The sequence below is a fragment of the Arthrobacter sp. LAR12-1-1.1 genome (assembly GCF_040676555.1).
In the GTDB taxonomy this organism is placed as follows: Bacteria; Actinomycetota; Actinomycetes; order Actinomycetales; family Micrococcaceae; genus Arthrobacter.
In genome coordinates this window covers 304,578-330,804 of sequence record NZ_JBEGIG010000012.1, presented here as the reverse complement: position 1 = coordinate 330,804, position 26,227 = coordinate 304,578, and the positions used below count along the sequence as shown (strand labels likewise).

The window sequence follows — 26,227 nt, the reverse complement described above, 5'->3', positions numbered from 1 at the left end:
TTCTACTCACCACCTTCGCGACGCACAATGCGTGCCTTCAACGGCAGCTTGTGGATTGCCAGGCGCAGGGCCTCGCGAGCTACCTCTTCACTGACACCGGAGAGTTCGAAGAGAACCCGGCCCGGCTTGACGTTTGAGACCCACCATTCCGGAGAACCCTTACCGGAACCCATGCGGGTTTCGGCCGGCTTCTTCGTCAGCGGACGGTCCGGGTAAATGTTGATCCAGACCTTTCCGCCACGCTTGATGTGGCGGGTCATCGCGATACGGGCAGATTCGATCTGACGGTTCGTGACGTAGGCCGGGCTCAGAGCCTGGATGCCCCACTCACCGAAGGAGACCTGGGTGCCGCCCGTAGCAGCGCCGGAACGACCCGGGTGGTGCTGCTTACGGTGCTTGACTCGACGTGGGATAAGCATTTAAGCCTGTCCTCCTTCTACTGCCGGTGCAGCTGCTTCGACAGCCGGAGCTTCGGCAGCAGCAGGTGCTGCCTCAGCTGCGGGGCGGTCGGTACGACGGCGGCGGTCACCACGGTCGGCGCCACCCGGGCGGCCCGGGCGGTCGCCGGCACGGCCGCGGGACGGAGCAGCAGCTGCCTGCTGAGCCAGTTCCTTGGCAGTGACGTCGCCCTTGTAGATCCAGACCTTCACGCCGATGCGGCCGAAGGTGGTCTTGGCCTCGTAGAAGCCGTAGTCGATGTTCGCACGCAGGGTGTGCAGGGGCACACGGCCTTCGCGGTAGAACTCCGAGCGGGACATTTCTGCGCCGCCCAGTCGACCCGAGCAAGCGATCCGGATGCCCTTGGCACCGGCACGCTGTGCGGACTGCATGGCCTTCTTCATCGCGCGGCGGAACGCCACGCGGGAAGTCAGCTGCTCTGCAACGCCCTGGGCAACAAGCTGGGCTTCCATCTCGGGGTTCTTGACCTCGAGGATGTTCAGCTGGACCTGCTTGCCCGTGAGCTTCTCAAGCTCGCCGCGGATGCGGTCTGCTTCAGCGCCGCGGCGGCCGATGACGATGCCCGGACGTGCCGTGTGGATATCCACACGGACACGGTCGCGGGTGCGCTCGATTTCGACCTTGGCGATACCGGCGCGCTCCATGCCCGTGGACATGAGCTGGCGGATACGGATGTCTTCGCGAACGAAGTCCTTGTACCGCTGGCCGGCCTTGGTGCTGTCAGCAAACCAGTGCGATACGTGATCGGTGGTGATGCCGAGTCGGAACCCGTGCGGGTTAACTTTCTGTCCCACTTAGCGAGCCTCCTCTTTCTCCGGGGTAGCGACTACCACGGTGATGTGGCTCGTGCGCTTCTTGATCTGAAATGCACGACCCTGGGCTCGCGGCTGGAACCGCTTCATGGTCGGGCCTTCATCAACAAACGCTTCGCTGATGATGAGGTCACCTTCGTCAAACGCCACGCCGTCGCGGTCCGCGAGGACCCGGGCGTTGGAGATTGCCGACTGAACTACCTTGAATACCGGCTCCGAAGCTGCCTGGGGGGCAAACTTCAGAATTGCCAGAGCCTCATTCGCTTGCTTACCACGAACAAGGTTGACGACGCGCCGGGCCTTCATAGGCGTTACGCGGATGTGACGCGCAATTGCCTTGGCTTCCATTGCTTTCCTTCTCTCGTCTTTGACGTAAGTGCAGGCGCCTAGCGGCGCTTGCCCTTACGGTCGTCCTTGACATGGCCGCGGAATGTCCGCGTGGGAGCGAATTCGCCGAGCTTGTGCCCGACCATCGACTCAGTGACAAACACGGGGATGTGCTTGCGTCCGTCGTGTACGGCGATCGTGTGGCCGAGCATGTCGGGGACGATCATCGAACGGCGGGACCAGGTCTTGATGACGTTCTTGGTGCCCTTTTCGTTTTCCCTGGCTACCTTTACAAAGAGGTGCTGGTCAACGAAAGGACCTTTTTTCAGGCTGCGTGGCATGTGTCCAGGCTCCTATCGCTTGTTCTTGCCAGTACGACGGCGACGAACAATAAGCTTGTCGCTCTCTTTGTTGGGACGGCGGGTGCGGCCTTCGCGCTTACCGTTCGGGTTGACGGGGTGACGTCCACCGGACGTCTTACCCTCGCCACCACCGTGGGGGTGGTCAACCGGGTTCATGGCGACACCACGGACAGTCGGGCGAACGCCCTTCCAGCGCATACGGCCGGCCTTGCCCCAGTTGATGTTCGACTGCTCGGCGTTGCCGACCTCGCCGACGGTTGCGCGGCAGCGCACGTCAACGTTGCGGATTTCGCCGGAAGGCAGACGCAGCTGGGCGAAACGGCCTTCCTTTGCAACGAGCTGGATCGATGCGCCGGCGGAGCGGCCCATCTTGGCGCCGCCACCCGGACGCAGTTCGACTGCGTGGATTACGGTACCGACCGGGATGTTGCGCAGCGGAAGGTTGTTGCCGGGCTTGATGTCAGCGTCGGCGCCGGCCTCTACGAAGTCGCCCTGGGACAGCTTGTTCGGGGCGATGATGTAACGCTTGGTGCCATCAACGTAGTGCAGGAGCGCGATCCGAGCCGTACGGTTCGGGTCATACTCGATTTCGGCAACGCGGGCGTTGACGCCGTCCTTGTCGTGGCGACGGAAGTCGATCAGACGGTACTGGCGCTTGTGTCCACCACCCTTGTGACGGGTCGTGATCTTACCGGAGTTGTTACGGCCACCCTTTTTTGGGAGGGGACGTACCAACGACTTTTCCGGCGTCGACCGCGTGATTTCAGTGAAGTCCGCTACGCTCGAGCCGCGACGGCCCGGGGTAGTCGGCTTGTATTTACGGATTCCCATAATTTATTTCCTCGTTAAAGTGGTCTCCGCTTATGAAAGCGGACCGCCGAAGATGTCGATAGTGCCTTCTTTGAGGCTCACAATGGCACGCTTGGTGTTCTTGCGGGTACCCCAGCCGAATTTGGTGCGCTTGCGCTTACCGGCACGGTTGATGGTGTTGATCGATTCGACCTTGACGGAGAAAATCTTCTCCACGGCCAGCTTGATCTCGGTCTTGTTCGAGCGGGGGTCCACCAGGAAGGTGTACTTGCCCTCATCGATCAGGCCGTAGCTCTTTTCCGAGACGACAGGTGCAAGCACGACGTCGCGCGGGTCTTTGATGGTGGCTGCACTCACTTGGCATCCTCCTCGTTCTTTGCAACCTTGTCAGCAACGAATGCTTCGTAGGCAGCCTTGGTGAAGACTACGTCGTCGGAAACGAGAACGTCGTAGGTGTTCAGCTGGTCTGCGTACAGAACGTGAACTTCCTCGAGGTTGCGCACGGACAGTGCAGCAACATCGTTGGCGCGCTCAATGACAACGAGCAGGTTCTTGCGCTCGGAGACTCCGCGCAGGGTTGCCAGTGCTTCCTTGGAGGACGGCTTGGAGCCGGCAACCAGGTCAGCAATGACGTGGACGCGGCCGTTGCGGGCGCGGTCCGAGAGTGCGCCGCGCAGTGCAGCAGCAATCATCTTCTTGGGGGTGCGCTGGCTGTAGTCACGCGGCGTGGGGCCGTGGACAACGCCACCACCGGTCATGTGAGGAGCACGGATGGAACCCTGACGGGCGCGGCCGGTGCCCTTCTGCTTGAACGGCTTGCGACCTGCACCGGAAACCTCGGCGCGGGTCTTGGTCTTGTGGGTACCCTGGCGAGCAGCAGCGAGCTGGGCAACGACAACCTGGTGCAGCAGCGGCACGTTGGTCTGTACGTCGAAGATCTCTGCAGGCAGGTCAACCTTGACAGTGCTAGTCATTGAACTAGGCTCCCTTCACGGCGGTGCGTACGAGTACGACCTGGCCGCGGGCGCCGGGGACGGCGCCCTTGATCAGGAGCAGCGACTTCTCGACGTCAACCGCGTGGACCGTGAGGTTCAGCGTGGTGTGACGAACGGCGCCCATGCGGCCGGCCATTTTCATGCCCTTGAAGACGCGGCTCGGGGTGGATGCGCCACCGATTGAACCGGGCTTACGGTGGTTCTTGTGGGCACCGTGGGAAGCTCCAACGCCGTGGAAGCCGTGACGCTTCATAACACCGGCGAAGCCCTTACCCTTGGTGGTGCCAACGACGTCGATCTTCTGGCCGGCTTCGAAGAGCTCTACGGAGAGCTCCTGGCCCAGCTCGTAAGAGTCAGCATCTGCAGTGCGCAGTTCTACGACGTGGCGGCGAGGCGTAACGCCTGCCTTTTCAAAGTGACCAGCCAGCGGCTTGGTGACCTTGCGGGGATCGATCTGGCCGTAGCCGATCTGAACGGCGACATAGCCATCAGTTTCTGCGTTGCGCAGCTGCGTGATGACGTTCGAGTCAGCCTGGACCACAGTGACGGGGATGAGCTTGTTGTTCTCGTCCCAGACCTGGGTCATGCCGAGCTTCGTGCCCAGCAGGCCCTTTACGTTACGGGTTGCGGTCATAGTCTCTCAGCACCTCCCTACAGCTTGATTTCGATGTTCACGTCGGCCGGCAGGTCGAGACGCATGAGCGAATCAACAGCCTTGGGCGTGGGATCGATGATGTCGATAAGACGCTTGTGCGTGCGCATTTCGAAGTGCTCGCGGCTGTCCTTGTACTTGTGCGGAGAGCGGATAACGCAGTAAACGTTCTTCTCCGTCGGCAGCGGCACGGGGCCAACTACAGTTGCGCCTGCGCGCGTGACCGTCTCAACGATCTTCCGTGCTGAAACGTCAATGACCTCGTGGTCGTATGACTTCAGCCGGATGCGGATTTTTTGTCCCGCCATGTCGCCTGACTCTCTTTCAGTAAATGCTGCTCTGTTTACTTGCCTGTTGTATGTGGCTGCCGAAGCATTTGAAGTCGTGACTACCACCCGCCGCACAAGCTGAATCCGGAAGGATCCGGGTTCCTCAACCTGCCGGCGTAACCGACCCCCGCGGTCGGGCGTGTCGTACGTTTTCACACGTACGCGTCCGCAATTCCATGGGGAGTGGGTTATGTTTGGTCTCTCACTTGGACCCTGGCACCCGGCATTATCCGGATCGGGACGCGAAAGAGCGCTTGAACAACTCATCTAGTATGCCGGAATTTGCGGGCAGAAGCGAATCAGCCCACCGAAGGGGCCGGTGGGCCCATTGTCCTGAATCGCCGTCGAATGGATGATTAGGGCATGACTGTGCAGGACTCTGTAGCAGTTCAGGCCCTCGCCGCACGCCTGAGCCCCGGATTCACCCTCGGCGTGGCCTCCGCGGCGTTCCAGATCGAGGGGAACCTCGCGGCCGGCGGCCGTGGGCCCTCCGGCTGGGACGCGTTCGCCGAAAAGCCGGGCAACATCCTGCACGGACACTCCCCCGCAGTGGCCTGCGACCACTACAACCGCGCGGAGGAAGACATCGCGCTCATGCGCGAGCTCGGGATCGATTCCTACCGGTTCTCGATCTCGTGGCCGCGGGTCCAGCCTGAGGGCACCGGCCGCTTCAACGGGGCGGGGCTGGACTTCTACGACCGCCTGATCGACCGGCTGCTCGCCGCCGGCATCTCGCCCATGGCCACCCTCTACCACTGGGACACGCCGCTCCCCCTCGAGCAGCGCGGCGGCTGGATGAACCGTTCGACGGCGGAACGGTTTGCCGAGTACAGCGCGGCCGCCGGCAAGAGGTTCGGCGATCGCGTGGCGCAGTGGGTGACGCTGAACGAGCCCGCCTCGGTCACCCTCAACGGCTACGCCCTGGGCGTCCACGCGCCCGGCCATGGCCTGCTCTTCGACGCCCTGCCGTCGGTGCGCCACCAGCTCCTGGGTCACGGCCTGGCGGTGCAGGCGCTGCGGGCGGAGGGCGTGTCCGGCGCCGTTGGCGTCTCGAACCTGCATTCCCCCGTCCGCCCGGCGTCCGGCTCGCTAACCGACAGGCTGCTGGCCGGGGTTTTCGACCTCGTGCTGAACCGGCTCTACGCGGACCCGATCCTCCTGGGCCGCTTTCCCCGGCCGCCTCTGATCGCCCGGCCATGGTTTCGTTCGCTGGGCAGGATCACCGACGCGGACCTGGCCACGATCCACCAGCCGCTGGATTTCTACGGCCTGAACTATTACTACCCCGTGAAGGTGGCCACGGGGGGCGGCATCGACAGCCCTGCCGCAACCGCGGCGGCGATGCTGAAAGTCCCGTTCCACATGGCCGCGTTCCCGGAGTACGAACTCACGGGATTCGGCTGGCCGGTTGCCCCGGACCATCTGGGGATCCTGCTCCGGGAACTGAAGGACAGGTACGGCGAGTCACTGCCCCCGCTCTACATCACCGAGAGCGGGGCGAGCTTCCCCGAACCGGACCACGTCAGCGGTCCCATTCCCGACGCCGGGCGGATCAGCTACCTCGCCGCCCACCTCAGCCAGGCGGTGGAGGCCACCTCCCCTGGGGGCGTGGCCCACGACGTCGATCTGCTCGGCTACTACGTCTGGACGCTCATGGACAACTTTGAATGGGCGGCCGGTTACTCCCAGCGCTTCGGCCTGGTACATGTGGATTTCACGACCCTCCAGCGCACGCCGAAAGACTCGTACTACTGGTACCAGGCCCTCGCGCGTGCCCGGCGGGCCTGAGTCCCGCCCGGGCCGGGCCTACTGGTTCCGGTTTGCCCGATTGATGCGCTTGGCGCGCTCGATCTCCTGGCGGAAGTGCCTCTTCGCCCAAAAGAATGCGACGACAACCGCCACGACGATCAGTAGAAAAATGAACCAGCCCATGGTGAGCTCCTTTCCCTTCCTGCAAAGGTATCAGGAACTTAAAAAGAACAGCCCCGCTGCAAGTGCAGCGGGGCTGTTCCCGATCCTCTGAACAGCTGCCAGACGGCCGGCCGATCAGTGGTCAAGCATCAGATCAGCAAGTAATTACTTGACGATCTTGGTGACGCGTCCTGAACCAACGGTGCGGCCGCCTTCGCGGATAGCGAAGCCGAGGCCCTCTTCCATTGCGATCGGCTGGATGAGCGCAACGGTCATCTCAGTGTTGTCGCCGGGCATAACCATTTCCGTGCCTTCCGGCAGGGTGATAACGCCGGTTACGTCCGTGGTGCGGAAGTAGAACTGCGGGCGGTAGTTGGAGTAGAACGGGTTGTGACGTCCGCCTTCGTCCTTGGAGAGGATGTAGACGTTAGCCTCGAAGTCGGTGTGCGGGGTGATGGAACCCGGCTTGACGACAACCTGGCCACGCTCGACATCGTCGCGCTTCAGACCGCGGAGCAGGAGGCCACAGTTCTCGCCGGCCCATGCTTCGTCGAGCTGCTTGTGGAACATCTCGATACCGGTAACCGTGGTCTTCTGGACCGGACGGATGCCGACGATCTCGACCTCGGAGTTGATGGCGAGGGTTCCACGCTCGGCGCGGCCCGTAACAACGGTGCCACGGCCGGTGATCGTGAAGACGTCTTCGATCGGCATCAGGAAGGGCTTGTCACGGTCACGTACGGGGTCCGGAACCGAGTTGTCGACAGCTTCCATGAGGTCCTCGATGGACTTGACCCACTCCGGGTCGCCTTCCAGAGCCTTCAGGCCCGAAACGCGGATGACCGGTGCTTCGTCGCCATCGAAGCCCTGCGAGCTGAGCAGCTCGCGAACTTCCATTTCGACGAGGTCGAGGAGTTCCTCGTCATCGACCATGTCAGCCTTGTTCAGCGCGACCAGCAGGTAGGGAACGCCAACCTGGCGGGCGAGCAGAACGTGCTCGCGGGTCTGAGCCATCGGGCCGTCAGTGGCGGCAACCACGAGGATTGCACCGTCCATCTGAGCAGCGCCGGTGATCATGTTCTTGATGTAGTCAGCGTGACCCGGAGCGTCTACGTGTGCGTAGTGGCGCTTCTCGGTCTGGTACTCAACGTGGGAGATGTTGATGGTAATGCCGCGCTGACGCTCTTCGGGAGCAGAGTCAATCGACGCGAAGTCACGCTTCTCGTTGAGAGTCGGGTACTTGTCGTACAGCACCTTGGAAATGGCGGCCGTCAGCGTCGTCTTACCGTGGTCAACGTGACCAATGGTACCGATGTTAACGTGCGGCTTAGTCCGCTCGAACTTTGCCTTTGCCACAGGTTCCTCCTAGAACGTTTTCAAATGACTTACCCTTCGGCCGCGCTTGTCGCGGCAGAAACTCCAGTAAGTCTACTTGGGGGGCTTTGGATTGGTGAAATTGCAGATTCAGGTACTAATGCTAGTGCCTAGAGCCTGTTCGTGCAGGCGGCCGGACTTCGGTCTGGACCGGAGCCCGGCCACTTGCACCAGATGAATCTCCGTTGGCGGAGACGCATCCGAGTTCTTGCTGCTGCGATGCGTCCTAGGGACTACTCGCCGCGGTTCTTCTGGATGATCTCGTCGGCAACTGCCTTCGGGACCTCGGCGTAGCTGTTGAACGTCATGGAGTACACAGCGCGGCCCTGGGTCTTCGAGCGCAGGTCGCCGATGTAGCCGAACATGCCGGACAGCGGGACGTGTGCGCGAATAACCTTGACGCCCTGGGCATCTTCCATGGACTGCATCTGGCCACGGCGGGAGTTGAGGTCACCGATAACTTCACCCATGTATTCCTCAGGGGTGCGGACCTCGACATCCATCAGCGGTTCGAGCAGGACAGGGTTCGCCTTGCGTGCGGCTTCCTTGAAAGCCATACGGCCGGCGATCTTGAACGCCATTTCCGAGGAGTCAACATCGTGGTAGGCGCCGTCAATCAGCGTTGCCTTGATGCCGACAACCGGGTAGCCGGCCAGGACGCCGTCGTTCAGCGCATCCTGGATGCCGGCGTCAACCGACGGGATGTACTCGCGCGGAACGCGGCCACCGGTGACCTTGTTCTCGAACTCGTACAGCTCGCCTTCCGCAGTGTCCAGCGGCTCGATCGCGATCTGGATCTTTGCGAACTGGCCGGAACCACCGGTCTGCTTCTTGTGCGTGTAGTCGTGACGCTCTACAGCACGCTTGATGGTTTCGCGGTAAGCAACCTGCGGTTTGCCAACGTTCGCCTCAACCTTGAATTCGCGGCGCATGCGGTCCACCAGGATGTCCAGGTGGAGCTCGCCCATGCCGGCGATGATGGTCTGGCCGGTGTCTTCGTTGAGGGAGACCTGGAAGGTCGGGTCCTCAGCGGAGAGCTTCTGGATGGCCGTGGAGAGCTTCTCCTGGTCACCCTTCGTGTTCGGCTCGATCGCAACCGAGATCACGGGCTCCGGGAAGCTCATGGACTCGAGGACAATCTGGTTGGCCGGATCGCACAGGGTGTCACCGGTAGTGGTGTCCTTCAGGCCGATCGCTGCGTAGATGTGGCCGGCGGTAGCGCCCTCGACGGGCATTTCCTTGTTGGCGTGCATCTGGAACAGCTTGCCGATGCGCTCCTTCTTGCCCTTGGTGGAGTTGACCACCTGCGAGCCTGCTTCCACGTGACCGGAGTACACGCGGATGAAGGTGAGCTGGCCGAAGAAGGGGTGCGCGGCGATCTTGAAGGCCAGTGCGGAGAAGGGCTCTTCAGAGGAGGGCTTACGGGTAAGTTCCTTCTCTTCGTCGCGGGGATCGTGACCGATCATCGGCGGGACGTCGAGCGGGTTCGGCAGGTAGTCCACGACTGCGTCGAGCATCGGCTGGACGCCGCGGTTCTTGAATGCGGAACCACAGAAGACCGGGTACAGCTCAGAGTTGATCGTCATCTTGCGGATGCCGGCCTTGAGCTCATCGATGCTGATCTCTTCGCCTTCGAGGTACTTCTCCATGAGTTCTTCGGAGGCCTCGGCAACAGTCTCAACGAGAGTTGCGCGGTACTCTTCGGCCTTCGCCTGGAGGTCAGCCGGGATCTCGCGGATCTCGTACTTCGCACCCATGGTGACGTCACCCTTGGCGTCGCCGGGCCAGACCAGCGCGCGCATGTAGAGAAGGTCGACTACGCCGATGAAGTCGTTCTCGGCGCCGATCGGCAGCTGCATGACCAGCGGCTTGGCACCGAGGCGGCCGATGATGGTGTCGACGGTGAAGTAGAAGTCAGCGCCGAGCTTGTCCATCTTGTTGACGAAGCAGATGCGCGGAACGTTGTACTTGTCGGCCTGGCGCCAAACAGTCTCGGACTGCGGCTCCACGCCTTCCTTGCCGTCGAACACTGCGACTGCGCCGTCGAGGACGCGCAGGGAGCGCTCAACCTCGACCGTGAAGTCAACGTGGCCGGGGGTGTCGATGATGTTGATCTGGTTGTTTTCCCAGAAGCAGGTCACGGCGGCAGACGTGATGGTGATGCCGCGTTCCTTTTCCTGTTCCATCCAGTCAGTCGTCGAAGCGCCGTCGTGCGTTTCGCCGATCTTGTGGTTCACACCCGTGTAGAAGAGGATGCGCTCGGTAGTAGTGGTCTTGCCGGCATCGATGTGGGCCATGATGCCGATATTGCGGACCTTGCTAAGGTCGGTAAGCACGTCCTGTGCCACGGTGTCTCCCTTTCGGATGGACTGCACGTTCGCCGCCGGCTCAGTCGAGCCGGCGGCGTCCGGGAAGTATTACCAGCGGTAGTGTGCGAAGGCCTTGTTGGACTCGGCCATCTTGTGGGTGTCTTCGCGACGCTTCACAGCGGCACCGAGACCGTTCGAGGCATCCAGGATTTCGTTCTGGAGGCGCTCGGTCATGGTCTTTTCGCGGCGGGCCTTGGAGTAGCCAACCAGCCAGCGGAGGGCGAGGGCCGTGGAACGGCCCGGCTTGACCTCAACGGGAACCTGGTAGGTGGCGCCACCAACGCGGCGGGAGCGGACCTCAAGCGAAGGCTTGACGTTCTCCATGGCCTTCTTGAGGGCTGCAACGGGGTCGCCGCCGGACTTGGCGCGAGCACCCTCGAGTGCACCGTAAACGATGCGCTCTGCGGTGGACTTCTTGCCGTCAACCAGCACCTTGTTGATGAGCTGGGTGACCAGCGGGGAGCCGTAAACGGGATCTAGAACTAGCGGCCGCTTGGGGGCCGGACCCTTGCGAGGCATATTACTTCTTCTCCATCTTTGCGCCGTAGCGGCTGCGAGCCTGCTTACGGTTCTTGACACCCTGGGTATCGAGGGCGCCACGGACGATCTTGTAGCGGACACCCGGAAGGTCCTTCACGCGGCCGCCGCGGACGAGCACAATGGAGTGCTCCTGCAGGTTGTGGCCTACACCGGGGATGTATGCGGTGACTTCAATGCCGCCGTTGAGGCGCACGCGAGCAACCTTACGCAGAGCCGAGTTCGGCTTCTTCGGGGTCGTCGTGTAAACGCGGGTGCAAACACCGCGGCGCATCGGGCTGCCGTTAAGCGCGGGAGCCTTGGTCTTTTTGACCTTAGGCGTGCGGCCCTTGCGGACCAGCTGGTTAATCGTAGGCACTCTCGTGTTCTCCGTTTTATCCGGAGCGGCCGTTGGCGGCCGCTCTCTTGTCGCTGCGCCTCGCCGCCCGAGCTTTGAAGTTCTCTCCAGAGCAGCTGAGGCGAAGCCTTAATAGTCGGACCGCACGCCGGGGTCCAAGGACTTTCGACCTGAATTGCCCCTAGGCATGCGAAAATGTGGCATACGTTGCACAAGAACCCTGCAAACCGGAAACGTCGTCCTGGTTGAACCTTTCAGCTGCAACCGGCGCACTCATCCACTGCCACAATAACAATTAGTCTCAAGTCTAACACGGACGGCTCCCAGCCCTTAATCGGCGGGGTTTACCACTGGAAAGGCCCCGCCCCCACCGAGGTGGGAACGGGGCCTGTCAGTCACTCAGTTCAGCGGAAGTCGCTGCCGAGATCGTAGTCATCCAGCGGGATGGCGTGGAACTCGGGAGCTCCGTCGCCGCCCAGCGTGTCGTAGGAGAAGTCACTGAATGCGCTGGGGCCGGTGAACAGGTTGGCCTTTGCTTCTTCAGTGGGTTCCACGGTGACCTCGGTGTAGCGCGGGAGACCCGTGCCGGCCGGGATGAGCTTACCGATGATGACGTTTTCCTTGAGGCCGAGCAGCGGATCGCTCTTGCCTTCCATGGCCGCCTGCGTCAGGACGCGGGTGGTTTCCTGGAAGGAAGCTGCGGACAGCCAGGACTCGGTCGCCAGGGACGCCTTGGTGATGCCCATGAGCTCGGGACGGCCGGAGGCCGGCGTCTTGCCCTCGGACACAACGCGGCGGTTGGCCTCTTCGAAGCGGCTGCGTTCGGCGAGCTCGCCGGGCAGCAGATCCGATTCGCCGGACTCGATGACCGTGACGCGGCGCAGCATCTGGCGGACGATAACCTCGACGTGCTTGTCGTGGATACCGATGCCCTGGCTGCGGTACACGCCCTGGACTTCGTCCACCAGGAACTTCTGCGCGGCACGGGGGCCCATGATGCGCAGCACCTGCTTGGGGTCGACCGGGCCGTTGATGAGCTTCTGGCCGACGCTGACGTGATCGCCGTCTTCGATGAGGAGACGTGAACGGCGCAGCACCGGGTAAGCGATCTCTTCGGATCCGTCATCCGGGGTGATGACCAGGCGCATCTGGCGCTCGGACTCTTCGATGGTGATGCGGCCGGCTGCTTCAGCAATCGGTGCGACACCCTTCGGAGTACGGGCTTCGAAGAGCTCCTGGATACGGGGCAGACCCTGGGTGATGTCGTCGCCGCCGCTGGCGGAAACAGCACCACCGGTGTGGAACGTACGCATGGTCAGCTGGGTGCCCGGCTCACCGATGGACTGCGCGGCAATGATGCCCACGGCCTCACCGATGTCGACGGTCTTGCCAGTGGCCAGCGAACGGCCGTAGCACAGGGCGCAGGTGCCGACGCTGGACTCACAGGTGAGTACGGAGCGGACCTTGACCTCGGTGATGCCGGCTGCGAACAGTTCGGCAATGACGACGTCGCCGCAGTCGGTGCCGGCCGCTGCCAGGACCTTGCCCTTGGAGTCGACGACGTCCACGGCCAGGGTGCGGGCGTAGGCGCTGTTCTCGACGTTCTCGTCCAGGACGAGGACGCCGTTGGCGTCGGCCACCGCGATGGCGGTCATCAGGCCGCGTTCGGTGCCGCAGTCCTCTTCGCGGACAATGACGTCCTGCGAAACGTCCACCAGACGACGGGTCAGGTAACCCGAGTTGGCGGTACGCAGGGCGGTGTCAGCCAGACCCTTACGGGCACCGTGCGTGGCGATGAAGTATTCCAGCACCGAGAGGCCCTCACGGTAGGAGGACTTGATCGGACGCGGGATGATTTCACCCTTAGGGTTGGCCACCAGGCCACGGATACCCGCGATCTGACGGACCTGCATCCAGTTACCACGTGCGCCCGAGGACACCATGCGGTTGATGGTGTTCATCGGGGAGAGGCTGTCACGCATCGCCTGGGCGATCTCGTTGGTTGCCTTGTTCCAGATCTCGATCAGTTCCTGGCGACGCTCGTCGTCGTCGATCAGGCCCTTGTCGTACTGGCCCTGGATCTTGGCGGCCATGGTCTCGTAACCGGCGAGGATCCGCGGCTTGTCCGTGGGCACCTCGATGTCGGAGATGGCAACGGTGACGCCGGACCGGGTGGCCCAGTAGAAACCGGCATCCTTCAGGTTGTCCAGCGTTGCCGCCGTGATCACCTTCGGGTAGCGCTCGGCGAGGTCGTTGACGATCCGGGACAGCTCGCCCTTGTCGGCAACATCCTCAACCCACGGGTAGTCCGCGGGCAGCGTCTGGTTGAAGATGACCTGGCCGAGGGAGGTCTCGACCAGTGCGGTCTGACCGGGCTCCCAGCCCTCCGGGGCTTCCCAGCCTGCGTAGGGCACGAAGCCCTCGAGGCGGATCTTGACCTTGGAGTTCAGGTGCAGCTCGTGGAGGTCGTAGGCCATGATGGCTTCCGCGACCGAGGAGAAGATCCGGCCTTCGCCAGCTGAACCGACACGCTTGGTGGTCAGGTGGTAAAGACCGATGATCATATCCTGCGACGGCAGGGTCACCGGGCGGCCGTCGGACGGCTTCAGGATGTTGTTCGAGGACAGCATCAGGATGCGGGCCTCGGCCTGGGCTTCGGGGCTCAGCGGCAGGTGAACTGCCATCTGGTCGCCGTCGAAGTCGGCGTTGAACGCGCCACAAACCAGCGGGTGCAGCTGGATTGCCTTGCCTTCAACGAGCTGCGGCTCGAACGCCTGGATGCCGAGACGGTGCAGAGTAGGTGCACGGTTCAGCAGCACCGGGTGCTCGGTGATGATCTCTTCGAGGACATCCCAGACCTGCGGACGGTAACGCTCCACCATGCGCTTGGCCGACTTGATGTTCTGGGCGTGGTTGAGGTCAACCAGGCGCTTCATCACGAACGGCTTGAAGAGCTCCAGGGCCATCTGCTTCGGCAGACCACACTGGTGCAGCTTCAGCTGCGGGCCGACGACGATGACCGAACGGCCGGAGTAGTCGACGCGCTTGCCAAGGAGGTTCTGGCGGAAACGGCCTTGCTTGCCCTTGAGCATGTCGCTCAGGGACTTCAGCGGACGGTTGCCCGGTCCGGTGACCGGACGGCCGCGGCGGCCGTTGTCGAAGAGGCTGTCAACAGCTTCCTGAAGCATGCGCTTCTCGTTGTTGACGATGATCTCCGGAGCACCGAGATCAAGCAGGCGCTTGAGGCGGTTGTTGCGGTTGATCACGCGGCGGTAGAGGTCGTTGAGGTCGGAGGTCGCGAAGCGGCCACCGTCCAGCTGGACCATCGGGCGCAGTTCCGGCGGGATCACCGGGACGGCGTCCAGCACCATGCCGAGCGGGCTGTTGTTGGTCGTCAGGAACGCGTTGACCACCTTGAGCCGCTTCAGGGCGCGGGTCTTGCGCTGGCCCTTGCCGTTGGCGATGATGTCGCGCAGCATGTCCGACTCGGCCTGCATGTCGAAGTTCTCAAGACGCTTCTTGATGGCCTCGGCACCCATGGAGCCTTCGAAGTACATGCCGTAACGGTCGCGCAGTTCGCGGTACAGGCCTTCGTCACCTTCGAGGTCAGCGACCTTGAGGTTCTTGAAACGGTCCCAGACCTGCTCGAGGCGCTCGATTTCGGCGTCGGCGCGCTTGCGGACGTTCGCCATCTGGCGGTCAGCGGAGTCGCGGGCCTTCTTCTTGTCGGCAGCCTTGGCGCCTTCGCCTTCGAGACGGGCGAGCTCGTTCTCAAGGTCGCGGGCGATCGTGGCGATGTCGGAGTCGCGGTTGTCGATCAGCTGCTTCTTCTCGATGTCGTGCTCAACCTGGAGGTTGGGCAGTTCTTCGTGGCGGCTGTCGGCGTCGACGCTCGTGATCATGTAGGCGGCGAAGTAGATGACCTTTTCGAGGTCCTTCGGTGCCAGGTCAAGGAGGTAGCCCAGGCGGGAGGGAACACCCTTGAAGTACCAGATGTGCGTAACGGGGGCGGCGAGCTCGATGTGGCCCATGCGCTCACGGCGGACCTTGGCGCGGGTGACCTCAACGCCACACCGCTCGCAGATGATGCCCTTGAAGCGCACGCGCTTGTACTTACCGCAGTAGCATTCCCAGTCGCGGGACGGGCCGAAGATCTTCTCGCAGAAGAGGCCGTCCTTCTCGGGCTTGAGCGTGCGGTAGTTGATGGTTTCCGGCTTCTTAACCTCGCCGTACGACCAGCCACGGATGTCTTCCGCGGTGGCGAGGCCGATCTGCATGAGGCCGAAGGAGGATTCGCTGGACATATGGTCCCTGTTCTCTCTTGTTCTCTAAATTCTGAAGTCTTGGGTTACGGGAAGAGGGAGGAGCCGGAGAAAAGCAGGTTGGGCCGGTGGGCCGCCTGCTTCTCTCCGGGCCCCTGCTAAACCTCTTCTACGGAACTGGGCTCTGCACGAGACAGATCGATGCCCAGTTCTTCCGCAGCCGTGAAGACTGCGTCATCAGAGTCACGCATTTCAATTGTGGTTCCGTCCGTGGAAAGCACTTCCACGTTCAGGCACAGCGACTGCATTTCCTTGATCAAGACCTTGAAGGACTCAGGAACGCCCGGCTCGGGGATGTTCTCGCCCTTGACGATGGCTTCGTAGACCTTCACACGACCGTGGATATCATCCGACTTGATCGTCAGCAGTTCCTGGAGCGTGTAAGCGGCGCCGTAAGCCTCGAGCGCCCACACTTCCATTTCACCGAAGCGCTGGCCACCGAACTGTGCCTTACCACCCAGCGGCTGCTGCGTGATCATGGAGTACGGGCCGGTGGAGCGGGCGTGGATCTTGTCGTCCACCAGGTGGTGGAGCTTCAGGATGTACATGTAGCCGACCGAGATCGGATCCGGGAACGGCTCGCCGGAGCGGCCGTCGAACAGACGGGTCTTGCCGGAGGAGTTGATCAGGCGGTCGCCGTCGCGGGTGACGTTGGTGGAATCGAGCAGGCCCGTGATTTCCTCTTCACGCGCACCGTCGAAGACCGGCGTCGCCACAGTGGTCTGGCCACTCTCGCGCGGCAGGTTCGGCAGCTGCTTGACCCACTCGGGCTCGCCCTCGATCTTCCAGCCGGTCTTGGCAACCCAGCCGAGGTGCGTTTCCAGCACCTGGCCGACGTTCATACGGCCCGGAACACCCAGCGGGTTCAGGACGATATCAACGGGGGTACCGTCGGCAAGGAAGGGCATGTCCTCAATCGGAAGGATCTTGGAGATAACACCCTTGTTGCCGTGACGGCCGGCGAGCTTGTCGCCGTCGGTGATCTTGCGCTTGGCAGCCACGTAAACGCGCACCAGCTGGTTGACGCCCGGGGGCAGCTCGTCGTCGTTGTCGCGGTCGAAGACGCGGACACCGATCACGGTGCCGGACTCGCCGTGCGGCACCTTCAGGGAGGTGTCGCGCACTTCGCGGGACTTCTCACCGAAAATGGCGCGCAGCAGGCGCTCTTCCGGGGTCAGTTCGGTCTCGCCCTTGGGGGTGACCTTGCCGACCAGGATGTCACCGGCTTCAACCTCGGCACCAATGTGGATGATGCCGCGCTCGTCCAGGCCTGCCAGGACTTCCTCAGACACGTTGGGGATGTCACGGGTGATTTCCTCGGCACCAAGCTTGGTGTCGCGGGCATCGATCTCGTGCTCCTCGATGTGGATGGAGGACAGGACGTCCTCGGCCACGATGCGCTGGGACAGGATGATGGCATCCTCGAAGTTGTGGCCTTCCCATGACATGAATGCCACGAGGAGGTTCTTACCGAGGGCGAGCTCGCCCTGGTCCGTTGCCGGGCCGTCAGCGATGATGCCGCCGACCTCCAGGCGCTGGCCTTCGTTCACCAGGACACGGTTGTTGTAGCAGTTGCCCTGGTTGGAGCGGGCGAACTTGTTGATGCGGTAGTTGGTTTCCGTACCGTCGTCGTTAAGCATGATGACGAGCTCAGCGGAGACCTCGGTGACCACACCGGCCTTCTTGGCGATGGTGACGTCACCGGCGTCGACAGCAGCGGCGCGCTCCATGCCGGTACCGACGAACGGTGCCTCGGAACGGACCAGCGGCACGGCCTGGCGCTGCATGTTGGCACCCATGAGTGCACGGTTGGCATCGTCATGCTCGAGGAACGGGATCAGGGCGGTAGCCACGGACACCATCTGGCGCGGGGAAACGTCCATGAACTCGACGTCGGCGGCGGGAACCAGCACGGGCTCGCCTCCACCACCGCGGGCACGGACCAGGACGGTCTCTTCCGCGAAACGCTTGTTCTCGTCGAGCGGGGCGTTGGCCTGAGCGATCAGGACCTCGGCCTCGTCGTCGGCCGTGAGGTACTTGACCTCATCGGAGACGACACCCTCGGCGACCAGGCGGTACGGGGTCTCGATGAAACCGAACGGGTTGATGCGTCCGTAGGAAGCCAGCGAACCGATCAGACCAATGTTCGGGCCTTCAGGAGTTTCGATGGGGCACATACGTCCGTAGTGGGACGGGTGCACGTCACGAACTTCCATGCCGGCACGGTCACGGGACAGACCACCCGGACCAAGCGCGGACAGGCGGCGCTTGTGGGTCAGACCCGAGAGCGGGTTGTTCTGGTCCATGAACTGGGACAGCTGGGAAGTTCCGAAGAACTCCTTGATGGCTGCCACGACGGGACGGATGTTGATCAGGGTCTGCGGCGTGATGGCCTCGACGTCCTGGGTCGTCATGCGTTCGCGGACAACGCGCTCCATGCGGGACAGGCCGGTGCGGACCTGGTTCTCGATGAGCTCGCCGACGGCGCGGATGCGACGGTTGCCGAAGTGGTCGATGTCATCGATCTCGACGCGCAGCTCGTGGTCCTGGCCGTCGCGCTTGCCCGTGAGGGTCTTCTCGCCGGCGTGCAGTGCAACCAGGAACTTGATCATGGCCACGATGTCTTCAACGTGCAGGACCGAAGCTTCCTTGTCGCCAAGGGAGCGATCGATGCCAAGCTTGCGGTTGATCTTGTAACGGCCAACCTTGGCCAGATCGTAGCGCTTGGAGTTGAAGTACAGGTTGTCCAGCAGGGACTGGGCAGCCTCAACCGTGGGCGGCTCGCCCGGTCGCAGCTTCCGGTAGATGTCTAGCAACGCGTCTTCGCGGGTCTCGGTGGCGTCCTTCTCCAGCGTGGCGCGCATGGAGTCGTACTGGCCGAATTCCTCGAGGATCTGGCCTTCGGTCCAGCCGAGGGCCTTCAGCAGCACGGTGACGGACTGCTTGCGCTTACGGTCAAGACGGACGCCGACCTGGTCGCGCTTGTCGATTTCGAGTTCGAACCAGGCGCCGCGGGACGGGATGATCTTCGCGGTGAAGATGTCCTTGTCGCTGGTCTTGTCGGCGGTGCGCTCAAAGTAGGCGCCCGGCGAGCGGACCAGCTGGGAGACGACGACACGCTCGGTGCCGTTGACGACGAAGGTGCCCTTCTCGGTCATCAGCGGGAAGTCACCCATGAACACGGTCTGCTGCTTGATTTCGCCCGTGTTGTTGTTCATGAACTCGGCCTTGACGTACAGCGGAGCGGAGTACGTTGCGTCCCGGTCCTTGCACTCGGCCATGGTGTATTTGGGGTCAGCGAACTCCGGCTCGGAGAAGCTCAGGGACATGGTGCCCTGGAAGTCTTCGATCGGGGAGATCTCTTCGAAGATGTCGGACAGACCCGAGGAGGTGGCGACGCTGAGGTCGCCTTCTTCGACGGCCTTCGCAACGCGCGCCTGCCAGCGTTCGTTTCCGACCAGCCAGTCAAAGCTGTCGGTTTGCAGGGCGAGCAGATTCGGAACATCAAGAGGTTCGTGAATCTTTGCGAATGAGAGCCGGCGGGTTGCACCGTCGGTGCTGTCGGCATTGATAGCGGTAGCGTTGTTTACATTAGAGGTGCTCGAGGCGACCAAGAGGGATCCTTCCACAGACCTTCAGGCGTTGTCAGATCTCCCCCGTTATGCACTCTGCAGAATGACTCCGCAGCGCTACCAGTCCGGTTCCGCTATATGACCCGGGACCCGCGCTGTCCATGCTGGTGCACGTTGTAGACGGCACATTGATGGAACAGCTGTCAGGCTAAGCCCACCGCTATATGAAGGCTGAAGGTAAACAGGGAAGACGCAAATATCTACGATACGGCAAAGCAACCTACTTGTCTACCCCACTTCCGGCGGGATTGCAAGCACGAAGTTCTGCCGGGGTTTTTCTGGAGTTCTGCCGGAGTTCTGCTGGACTACTGGCGAAGTCCCGCCGGACGGCGCCCGAGACAGTGGGCGGAACCTGACCGAGACCGTGACCGGGGCCGTCGAATGGATAGGTGACGGGGCTCACGATAACGTAGACATAAGTCGAAAGTAGATCGGAAGAAAACACCATGAGCAATCCCGCGGACAACAACGATGTTGTCATCCTCGCAGCCGCCCGCACCCCCCAGGGGCGCCTGAACGGACAGCTGGCCAGCTTCACCGCCGTCGAACTCGGCACCCACGCCATCCGGGCGGCCCTTGCCGCCAGCGGCGTCAAAGCCGACCAGGTGGACAGCGTAATCATGGGCCAGGTCCTGCAGGCCGGAGCGGGCCAGAACCCGGCGCGCCAGAGCGCCATCGGCGCCGGCATCGGCTGGAACGTTCCCACGGTGACCATCAACAAGGTCTGCCTCTCCGGCCTCACCGCGGTGATCGACGCCGCCCGGATGATCCGCAGCGGCGACGCCACGGTGGTGGTCGCCGGCGGCCAGGAGTCCATGACCCGCGCACCGCACGTGCTGCCCGGTTCCCGGCAGGGCTGGGCGTACGGCACGGTCCAGGCCCTCGACGTGGCCGCGCACGACGGCCTGACCGACGCCTTCGACGGGCAGTCCATGGGACTGTCGACCGAGACCAAAAACCTGACCCTCGGCATCGACCGGGCCTCCCAGGACGAGGTGGCGGCCCAGTCGCACCAGCGTGCCGCCCGGGCTGCCAAGGACGGCGTCTTCGACGGCGAGATCGCCGCAATGAGCGTCAAGCAGCGCAAGGGCGATCCGATCGCCGTCACCTCCGACGAGGGCATCCGGCCGGACACGACAGTCGAATCGCTGGCCGGTTTGCGAGCCGCGTTCGTCACGGACGGAACCATCACCGCGGGCAACTCCTCTCCCCTGTCCGACGGCGCCGCCGCCCTGGTGCTGGCCAGCCGGCAGTTCGCCGAGGACAACGGCCTCGAGTACCTGGCGGTTGTCGGCAAGCCGGGCCAGGTCGCCGGGCCGGACAACTCACTGCACTCCCAGCCGTCGAACGCCATCAAGAACGCCCTGGACAAGGCCGGCTGGTCCGCCGCGGACCTGGACTTCATCGAAATCAACGAGGCTTTCGGCTCCGTCGCGGTGCAGTCCCTGAAGGACCTCAACTATCCGCTGGAGCAGTGCAACATCCATGGCGGGGCCATCGCCCTGGGCCACCCGATCGGGGCCTCGGGCGCCCGCCTGGCCCTGCACGCGGCCCACGAACTCAAACGCCGGGGCACCGGCAAGGCGGCCGTGTCCCTGTGCGGCGGCGGCGGCCAGGGCGAGGCACTGCTGCTGTACCGCGACTGAACCGGCACCCGGCGAACCGGGAAACCGCGGAACCCGCGCGACACAGGAAATCGGGGGGACCGCGCGACACAGGGAACGAGGAGCTGCCACGAGGAGCCAGGGAAAGGTTTGACGGGGATGACGGAGCAGGGAGCAACCAGCGGCGGCCGCGAGAGGTTCCTGGCCGACGCCGCGGCCCGCGGCCTGGACGTCGAGATCGTGGAACGCCTCGCCGCCCGCAGCCTGGAGGAGGCGGCCGGAATCCTGGGGATCCGGCCCGCGGACATCGTGAAGTCGCTCGTGGTCAAGCACAAGGACGGCAGTTTCCTGTTCGCCCTGGTCCCGGGCGACCGTCAGATCTCCTGGCCCAAGCTGCGGGCGCTGCTGGGCGTCAACAAGCTCTCGCTGCCCGCGGCGGATACCGCCTTCGAGGCCACCGGGTACGAGCGCGGGACCATCACGCCGCTCGGCAGCACCCGCCCCTGGCCTGTCTACGCCGACCAGACCATCACAGGCCGGCGGATCTCCATGGGCGCCGGGGAACATGGCTACAGCGCGTTCGTGGACGCGGACGCCCTGACGGCGGCCCTGGGCGCCGTCGTCGCCGACATCACCGAACCAAACTAGCCCGCCCGGGTTAAAAGCAACGCGGACTCACTCCCCGGCCCATCCCGACGGCCGGGATGGGCCCTGAGTGACCCCGTCTTTGTTGTTGCCCGCGTTGTTGTTGGAGTTGGGTTAGGCGGTGACCGTCAGTGGCGTCCCGTTGACGGTGAGCCGCCAGTTGGCCTGGCTGAACACGGCGACGTCCAGGGTTCCGCGGTCCACGACATAGTCGATGATGCGCTGCCGGATCTCCTGCTGGCTGTTCGAGAGCACCGGCGCGCTCTTCACGGCCGGGAAGTTGCCTCCGCCGCTCTGCCGGTAGTTGTTGATGGCCAAAGCGAATTCCTGCTCGGGCGCCAGCGGCTGGCCGCCGTAGCTGAGCTTGGCGATCCGGTCCCCCGCCGGCCGGGCGAGGTCGATCTCATAGTTCAGCGGCGCGTCGAGTCCGTAGACGACGTCGTAGTTGTAGTCGGGCGTGCCGTTCGGGGCCGTGGCCGTCACAGCGTTGGTGACGTCCTGGGCCCTGGCCGTCGTGGCGGTCACCGGCTTGAAGTACTGGGCGGACCACTCCAGGTATGCCTTGACCTGCGCGCCGGTGACCTTGATGGCGAGCAGGGTGTTGTCGAAGATGTACAGTCCTGCGACATCGCGGATGGTCAGCGGTCCGGCCTTGACGTCCACAGCACGGGAGAACGCCGCCGCAATGGACAATACGGGCAGCCCTGCCGCGGGAGTGTTGGCCAGCTCGGCCTTGACGGTGCTGGCCTGGATGTAGTTGATGGCGTCGATCGCGGCGGAGTCCTCCCAGCAGGCGGTGGCCGTGCTGAGCGGCGCCGTGGAAGTTCCGATGACCTCGTTGACGTAGTTCACCGTGGCCTCGTGCCCGGCCTGAACGGCCCGGACGACGGCGGGATCGGGGTCGACGGTCTTGGCGTCCAAAAGGAGCGAATGCGCCGCGGTGACGGTCCACTGCCCCTTTTCCTTGACGAGATCGAGGTCCATGACGGAGACGCGCATGCCCCACTTGAGCGGCTCGGTCAGGAGCACCTGCTTGCCCGTGGCCTTGTTCGTGACGAAGCGCTCGGGGATCTCCAGGTGGGCGTGCCCGACCAGGATGGCGTCGATGCCCGGGACTTCCTCTGCCAGCTGGGTGGACGCGTTCTCGGGGAAGGGCAGGGCGTCACCGTAGGAGGACCCGGGAGTCGCCCCCGAATGGCTCGTGACGATTACGACGTCTGCCCCGGCCGCTTTCACCTGAGGGATGACGGTTTTGGCCTCTTCTACGATGCCGTTGAAATCGAGCTTGCCCTGGACGTTGTCCCGGTCCCAGAGTGCGCAGCCCGGCGTCACCAGGCCGACCAGGCCGACCGTCAGCCAGCCGTTGTCCGTCTTGATCCGCTTCAGGACGTAGGGGGTGAAGGCGCGCCCGCCCGACACGGCGTCGTGCACGTTGGCGCCCAACAGCGGGAAGTCCAGTTGCCGCTCCCAGGTGCGCAGGAGCCCAATGCCGTAGTTGAACTCGTGGTTGCCCAGCCCCACGGCGTCGTAGCCGATCGCGTTCATGGCCAGCGCCATGGGGTGTTTCACGGTTGCCGAGATGGGGTTGATCTTGGCGAAGTAGTAGGCCAGGGGCGTGCCCTGGATGGTGTCCCCGGCGTCGATGGTCAGGGTGCTGGCCGCGCCGCGCTCGGCCCGCATGGCGTTGATCAGGGTCGCGGCCTGGGCAATCCCGATCTTGTTCCCGGCGGCGTCGGCATAGGGGACGTTCTTGAAGTAGTCCCAGTTGAAGACGTTGTTGTGCAGATCCGTGGTGCCGAGCACCGTCAGGGTGAACTGTTTCTTGGCGGTTGCCCTGCCACTGGCTTCGCCGGGGATGGCCTGCGCCGCCGGGGCTCCGGCCAGCGCGGCGGCGGCCGCGCCGCCGCCCACGAGGGCTGCCGCGAGCATGGCGCGGCGGGAGGGGGAAGTGTTTGGGTCCATCATTGTGGGTGAACTCCTGAACGTTGGGGGCCGGTGGGCACAAATCCAAAGTCTAGGGTCGCGCCATCAAGTGCGACAGGGGTATCAGAAAAACTTTGCCGAATCCTTGGGTACCGTTCACCGGCGCCGGCTTCCGGTCCGGGGGTTTCGGGTTTCCGGTCCCGGGAACGCAGGAAACCCCGCCCACCTGAGTGGACGGGGTTTCCTTCGAGCAGTGCGGATCGCGATGGATCCGGACGGCGAGAGTTACTTGAGGGTAACGCGGGCGCCAGCTTCTTCGAGCTGAGCCTTTGCCTTCTCGGCGGCTTCCTTGGTGGCGCCTTCGAGAACAGCCTTGGGTGCGCTGTCAACCAGGTCCTTGGCTTCCTTGAGGCCCAGGGAGGTGATGGCGCGAACTTCCTTGATCACTGCGATCTTCTTGTCGCCAGCAGCTTCGAGGATGACGTCGAAGTCAGTCTTCTCTTCAGCTTCTTCTGCGGCAGCGGCGGGGCCGGCAACGGCAACAGCAGCAGCAGTAACTTCGAAGGTCTCTTCGAAGAGCTTGACGAACTCGGAGAGCTCGATGATGGTCAGTTCCTTGAAAGCTTCAATGAGCTCTTCGTTGGTGAGCTTCGCCATGGTGTGGCGTCCTTCCTATAGTGGTGCGCGGCGGCCCTGAGGCTCGCTGTCGCACCGGAGTCTTATGGAGAAGAGGACTAGTTCTCTTCGGGGGCTGCGGCTTCGGCCGGTGCTTCGGCCTCGGCTGCTGCATCTGCTGCGGGAGCTTCTTCAGCGGCGGGTGCTTCGGCTGCTGCCGGGGCACCGTTCTCTTCTTCAAGCTTGAGGCGCAGTGCGTCGATGATGCGTACAGCAGCGGCAGCAGGAGCCTTGAGGATACCTGCAACCTTAGCGAGCTGCAGCTCACGGGACTCGAGTGCTGCCAGGGCAGCAACTTCGCTGGCGTTCAGTGCCTTGCCTTCGAAGTAACCGGTCTTGATGACCAGCTGCTTGTTAGCCTTGGCAAAATCCGTCAGGCTCTTGGCAGCGGCAACTGCGTCACCCTTGATGAACGCGATTGCAGTGGGGCCGGCGAGCTGACCGTCGAATGCTTCGACACCAGCTTCCTTGGCTGCAATAGCGGTCAGGGTGTTCTTGACGACCGAGAACTTGGTTTCCTGGCCGAGAGAAACACGCAGCTGCTTGAGCTGTGCAACGGTGAGCCCACGGTATTCGGTCAGGACAGCGGCGTTCGATTCCTTGAAATCGTTAGTGATCTCAGCTACTGCTGAAACCTTGCTAGGCGTTGCCATAACCCTCCTTCCGGGGATAGTGCCGGTGTGTCCGGGTCCCCGCTCAAAAAGAGCTAAAACTAAAAAACGCCCCGCGCAGATGCACGGGGCTTGTCTCGACGCGGTCCATGACCACGGAGCTTTGCTTCGTTCACCTGCGCCGGCCGCCCTATGTTCAGGGTCCTTCGTCCGGAAATCCACTGCGCTCTCCCGGCGCGACTGCAGAAGTGAGTCTTGCTTGGGAGAGTGGATTTCCAACAACCGACGGTCTTTGGTCCTTCAAGCTTACGGGACGCGGCGCGCCTGTTCCAAATCGGGCCCAGCGGGCAGGGTTACGCGAACAGCCCTCAGCTGACCGCCGGGCCGAAGTTGGGGAGTTCTTTCTGCCAGAGACCCGTCACGCCCGCTGTGGTGAATCCGAGCTGCTGGTTGACCTTCAGGAGGTAGCGGTTCTCAGGGGCGTTCCAGGTGTACAGGACGCGGGCGTCCGGGAACTGTTCGCTCAGCCGTTCCATGTTGGCGACCTTGATCAGCAGCCCGAGTTTGTTGCCGCGGTGTTCCTGCAGCACCACGGTGTCGTCCTGGAAGACGACGTCCGGGCGCAGGGCAAGGACACTGATGGTGGTCAGGCCCGCGAGCGTTCCGCTGGCGATGTGCTCGACGGCGGTGACCACCGTGCGCCGGCCCTGGGCAATGGTGACCTCCTCCGCCTCCCGGAGGATGCCGCCGTCGAACACCATTTCCTGGGCATCCGGCCCCGGCACTTCGTCCTCGCCTGCCTGATTCTCCAGGGCGGCGACGGCCTCCAGCCACCGGTCAGGGCACCGGTCCGTCCAGTGGTGCAGACGGTAGCGGCCGGCATTGGCTTCCTCGGCCTCGGCCTCAAGTTCGGCGACGAGTTTGGTGTCCAGCGGCAGTGCGCAGGAACTGAACTGTTCGATGTGCTGGAGCGTGTAGCCGGCGTGGCGGGCAAATTCCACGTCACGGCTTCCCATCGGAACAAACCCGACGCCGCTGCCGGGCACGAGCTGTTCGGCATCCGGGTCCGTCAGGGTTGATCCCGGATGGTTGGTGTCGATCAGGATGGTGTGGCGGCCCTCGTCCCGGGCGAAGTGCTCCGCGGCCTCCAGCAGATGCCTGCCCACGCCCTGGCGCCGGAATTCCGGAAGGATGTCGAGCGTGAATTCGGCGAGGTCGAGGTTGTCCACGAGCGGTAAGGCAATGTCTGCCGTCCCGACAATCACGCCGTCGATCTTGGCCACCAGGATCACCTGGCGTTCGTAGGGGTCCGCCATCTCTAGTAGCTTCTCCTGCGGCGCGTAGGCAAGGTCGTCCGTGCCCCAGGTCTGCATCCGGACCCGTCGCCCCACTTCGATGGCGGCGAGGAAATCGGCGGCGTCGGGCGCGTCAAGGGAATCGGGGATCCACACCTGCTCAATCCGTACATCGTTTGCCATAGAGGGCATCATTTCAGCCGTTGTGCCACCCACCGTCGGTACGGCCCGGCTCAAACCGGGCTT

General features: G+C 63.3%; 23 protein-coding genes. 3 read left to right on the top strand and 20 right to left on the bottom strand.

The window, feature by feature from the left end:
* Positions 1-2: 2 nt before the first annotated feature.
* Genes rplP through rpsJ form a run of 9 tightly spaced genes read right to left on the bottom strand, consistent with a single transcriptional unit; the run spans position 3 to position 4,725 of the window.
* Positions 3-419: a 50S ribosomal protein L16 gene (gene rplP, locus MRBLAR12_RS09600; RefSeq protein WP_018773668.1), complete on the bottom strand. Its 417-nt coding sequence runs from the start codon at positions 417-419 to the stop codon at positions 3-5.
* Positions 420-1,253 carry a 30S ribosomal protein S3 gene (gene rpsC, locus MRBLAR12_RS09595; protein ID WP_229992788.1) on the bottom strand — a complete coding sequence of 278 codons (834 nt, stop codon included), beginning with the start codon at positions 1,251-1,253 and terminating at the stop codon, positions 420-422.
* Positions 1,254-1,619 (bottom strand): 50S ribosomal protein L22, encoded by a 366-nt coding sequence (rplV, locus tag MRBLAR12_RS09590; protein ID WP_003803798.1) that lies wholly within the window; start codon positions 1,617-1,619, stop codon positions 1,254-1,256.
* Between the two features lie 38 nt (positions 1,620-1,657).
* Positions 1,658-1,939 carry a 30S ribosomal protein S19 gene (rpsS, locus tag MRBLAR12_RS09585; protein WP_018773666.1) on the bottom strand — a complete coding sequence of 94 codons (282 nt, stop codon included), beginning with the start codon at positions 1,937-1,939 and terminating at the stop codon, positions 1,658-1,660.
* A 12-nt stretch (positions 1,940-1,951) separates the two neighbouring features.
* A complete protein-coding gene (rplB, locus tag MRBLAR12_RS09580; RefSeq protein WP_026266473.1) occupies positions 1,952-2,791 on the bottom strand; it encodes a 50S ribosomal protein L2 in 840 nt (279 codons plus the stop codon).
* A 30-nt stretch (positions 2,792-2,821) separates the two neighbouring features.
* Positions 2,822-3,127: a 50S ribosomal protein L23 gene (gene rplW, locus MRBLAR12_RS09575; protein ID WP_018773664.1), complete on the bottom strand. Its 306-nt coding sequence runs from the start codon at positions 3,125-3,127 to the stop codon at positions 2,822-2,824.
* Positions 3,124-3,744 (bottom strand): 50S ribosomal protein L4, encoded by a 621-nt coding sequence (rplD, locus tag MRBLAR12_RS09570; protein ID WP_090575302.1) that lies wholly within the window; start codon positions 3,742-3,744, stop codon positions 3,124-3,126. The genes rplW and rplD overlap by 4 nt, the downstream gene beginning before the upstream one ends.
* 4 nt (positions 3,745-3,748) lie before the next feature.
* On the bottom strand, positions 3,749-4,399 hold the full coding sequence (rplC, locus tag MRBLAR12_RS09565; protein ID WP_003803812.1) for a 50S ribosomal protein L3: 651 nt from the start codon (positions 4,397-4,399) through the stop codon (positions 3,749-3,751).
* 17 nt (positions 4,400-4,416) lie between these two features.
* Positions 4,417-4,725, bottom strand: a complete 309-nt coding sequence (rpsJ, locus tag MRBLAR12_RS09560) for a 30S ribosomal protein S10 (RefSeq protein WP_003803825.1) — start codon at positions 4,723-4,725, stop codon at positions 4,417-4,419.
* A gap of 384 nt (positions 4,726-5,109) precedes the next feature.
* Here rpsJ and MRBLAR12_RS09555 point away from each other — a divergent pair, with 384 nt between their 5' ends.
* Positions 5,110-6,534 carry a GH1 family beta-glucosidase gene (locus tag MRBLAR12_RS09555; RefSeq protein ID WP_364745509.1) on the top strand — a complete coding sequence of 475 codons (1,425 nt, stop codon included), beginning with the start codon at positions 5,110-5,112 and terminating at the stop codon, positions 6,532-6,534.
* Positions 6,535-6,552: 18 nt separating this feature from the next.
* On the opposite strand, the gene MRBLAR12_RS09550 is transcribed toward MRBLAR12_RS09555, so the two are convergent.
* The 7 genes from MRBLAR12_RS09550 to rpoB all read right to left on the bottom strand — a co-directional run bounded on the left by MRBLAR12_RS09550 (position 6,553) and on the right by rpoB (position 19,210).
* Positions 6,553-6,678 carry a hypothetical protein gene (locus tag MRBLAR12_RS09550; protein ID WP_290369328.1) on the bottom strand — a complete coding sequence of 42 codons (126 nt, stop codon included), beginning with the start codon at positions 6,676-6,678 and terminating at the stop codon, positions 6,553-6,555.
* 144 nt (positions 6,679-6,822) lie between these two features.
* Positions 6,823-8,013, bottom strand: a complete 1,191-nt coding sequence (gene tuf, locus MRBLAR12_RS09545; RefSeq protein ID WP_090575294.1) for an elongation factor Tu — start codon at positions 8,011-8,013, stop codon at positions 6,823-6,825.
* Positions 8,014-8,264: 251 nt separating this feature from the next.
* The gene (gene fusA / locus MRBLAR12_RS09540) at positions 8,265-10,379 is read right to left on the bottom strand and encodes an elongation factor G (RefSeq protein ID WP_364745505.1); all 2,115 of its coding nucleotides are present in this window, start codon (positions 10,377-10,379) and stop codon (positions 8,265-8,267) included.
* Positions 10,380-10,448: 69 nt separating this feature from the next.
* Positions 10,449-10,919 carry a 30S ribosomal protein S7 gene (gene rpsG / locus MRBLAR12_RS09535; protein ID WP_011692813.1) on the bottom strand — a complete coding sequence of 157 codons (471 nt, stop codon included), beginning with the start codon at positions 10,917-10,919 and terminating at the stop codon, positions 10,449-10,451.
* Position 10,920: 1 nt separating this feature from the next.
* Entirely contained in the window at positions 10,921-11,295 is a 375-nt protein-coding gene (gene rpsL, locus MRBLAR12_RS09530; protein WP_018773658.1) for a 30S ribosomal protein S12, read from the bottom strand.
* Between the two features lie 383 nt (positions 11,296-11,678).
* The gene (locus MRBLAR12_RS09525) at positions 11,679-15,578 is read right to left on the bottom strand and encodes a DNA-directed RNA polymerase subunit beta' (protein WP_229992785.1); all 3,900 of its coding nucleotides are present in this window, start codon (positions 15,576-15,578) and stop codon (positions 11,679-11,681) included.
* Positions 15,579-15,694: 116 nt separating this feature from the next.
* Complete coding sequence (gene rpoB / locus MRBLAR12_RS09520) at positions 15,695-19,210, bottom strand: DNA-directed RNA polymerase subunit beta (protein WP_090575285.1); 3,516 nt, start codon at positions 19,208-19,210, stop codon at positions 15,695-15,697.
* 464 nt (positions 19,211-19,674) lie between these two features.
* Here rpoB and MRBLAR12_RS09515 point away from each other — a divergent pair, with 464 nt between their 5' ends.
* Both MRBLAR12_RS09515 and MRBLAR12_RS09510 read left to right on the top strand, forming a co-directional pair.
* Positions 19,675-20,874, top strand: a complete 1,200-nt coding sequence (locus MRBLAR12_RS09515) for an acetyl-CoA C-acetyltransferase (protein ID WP_229992784.1) — start codon at positions 19,675-19,677, stop codon at positions 20,872-20,874.
* Positions 20,875-20,991: 117 nt separating this feature from the next.
* Positions 20,992-21,480 carry an aminoacyl-tRNA deacylase gene (locus MRBLAR12_RS09510; RefSeq protein ID WP_229992783.1) on the top strand — a complete coding sequence of 163 codons (489 nt, stop codon included), beginning with the start codon at positions 20,992-20,994 and terminating at the stop codon, positions 21,478-21,480.
* A gap of 111 nt (positions 21,481-21,591) precedes the next feature.
* Here the strand turns inward: MRBLAR12_RS09510 and MRBLAR12_RS09505 are convergent, their stop codons facing one another.
* The 4 genes from MRBLAR12_RS09505 to MRBLAR12_RS09490 form a co-directional block, all read right to left on the bottom strand.
* Positions 21,592-23,442, bottom strand: coding sequence for a bifunctional metallophosphatase/5'-nucleotidase (locus MRBLAR12_RS09505; protein ID WP_229992782.1), 1,851 nt, complete (start codon positions 23,440-23,442; stop codon positions 21,592-21,594).
* Between the two features lie 243 nt (positions 23,443-23,685).
* Positions 23,686-24,057, bottom strand: coding sequence for a 50S ribosomal protein L7/L12 (gene rplL / locus MRBLAR12_RS09500; RefSeq protein ID WP_028276543.1), 372 nt, complete (start codon positions 24,055-24,057; stop codon positions 23,686-23,688).
* Positions 24,058-24,134: 77 nt separating this feature from the next.
* Positions 24,135-24,728: a 50S ribosomal protein L10 gene (gene rplJ, locus MRBLAR12_RS09495; RefSeq protein ID WP_028276542.1), complete on the bottom strand. Its 594-nt coding sequence runs from the start codon at positions 24,726-24,728 to the stop codon at positions 24,135-24,137.
* Between the two features lie 326 nt (positions 24,729-25,054).
* Positions 25,055-26,164 carry a GNAT family N-acetyltransferase gene (locus MRBLAR12_RS09490; protein ID WP_229992781.1) on the bottom strand — a complete coding sequence of 370 codons (1,110 nt, stop codon included), beginning with the start codon at positions 26,162-26,164 and terminating at the stop codon, positions 25,055-25,057.
* Between the last annotated feature and the right edge of the window lie 63 nt (positions 26,165-26,227).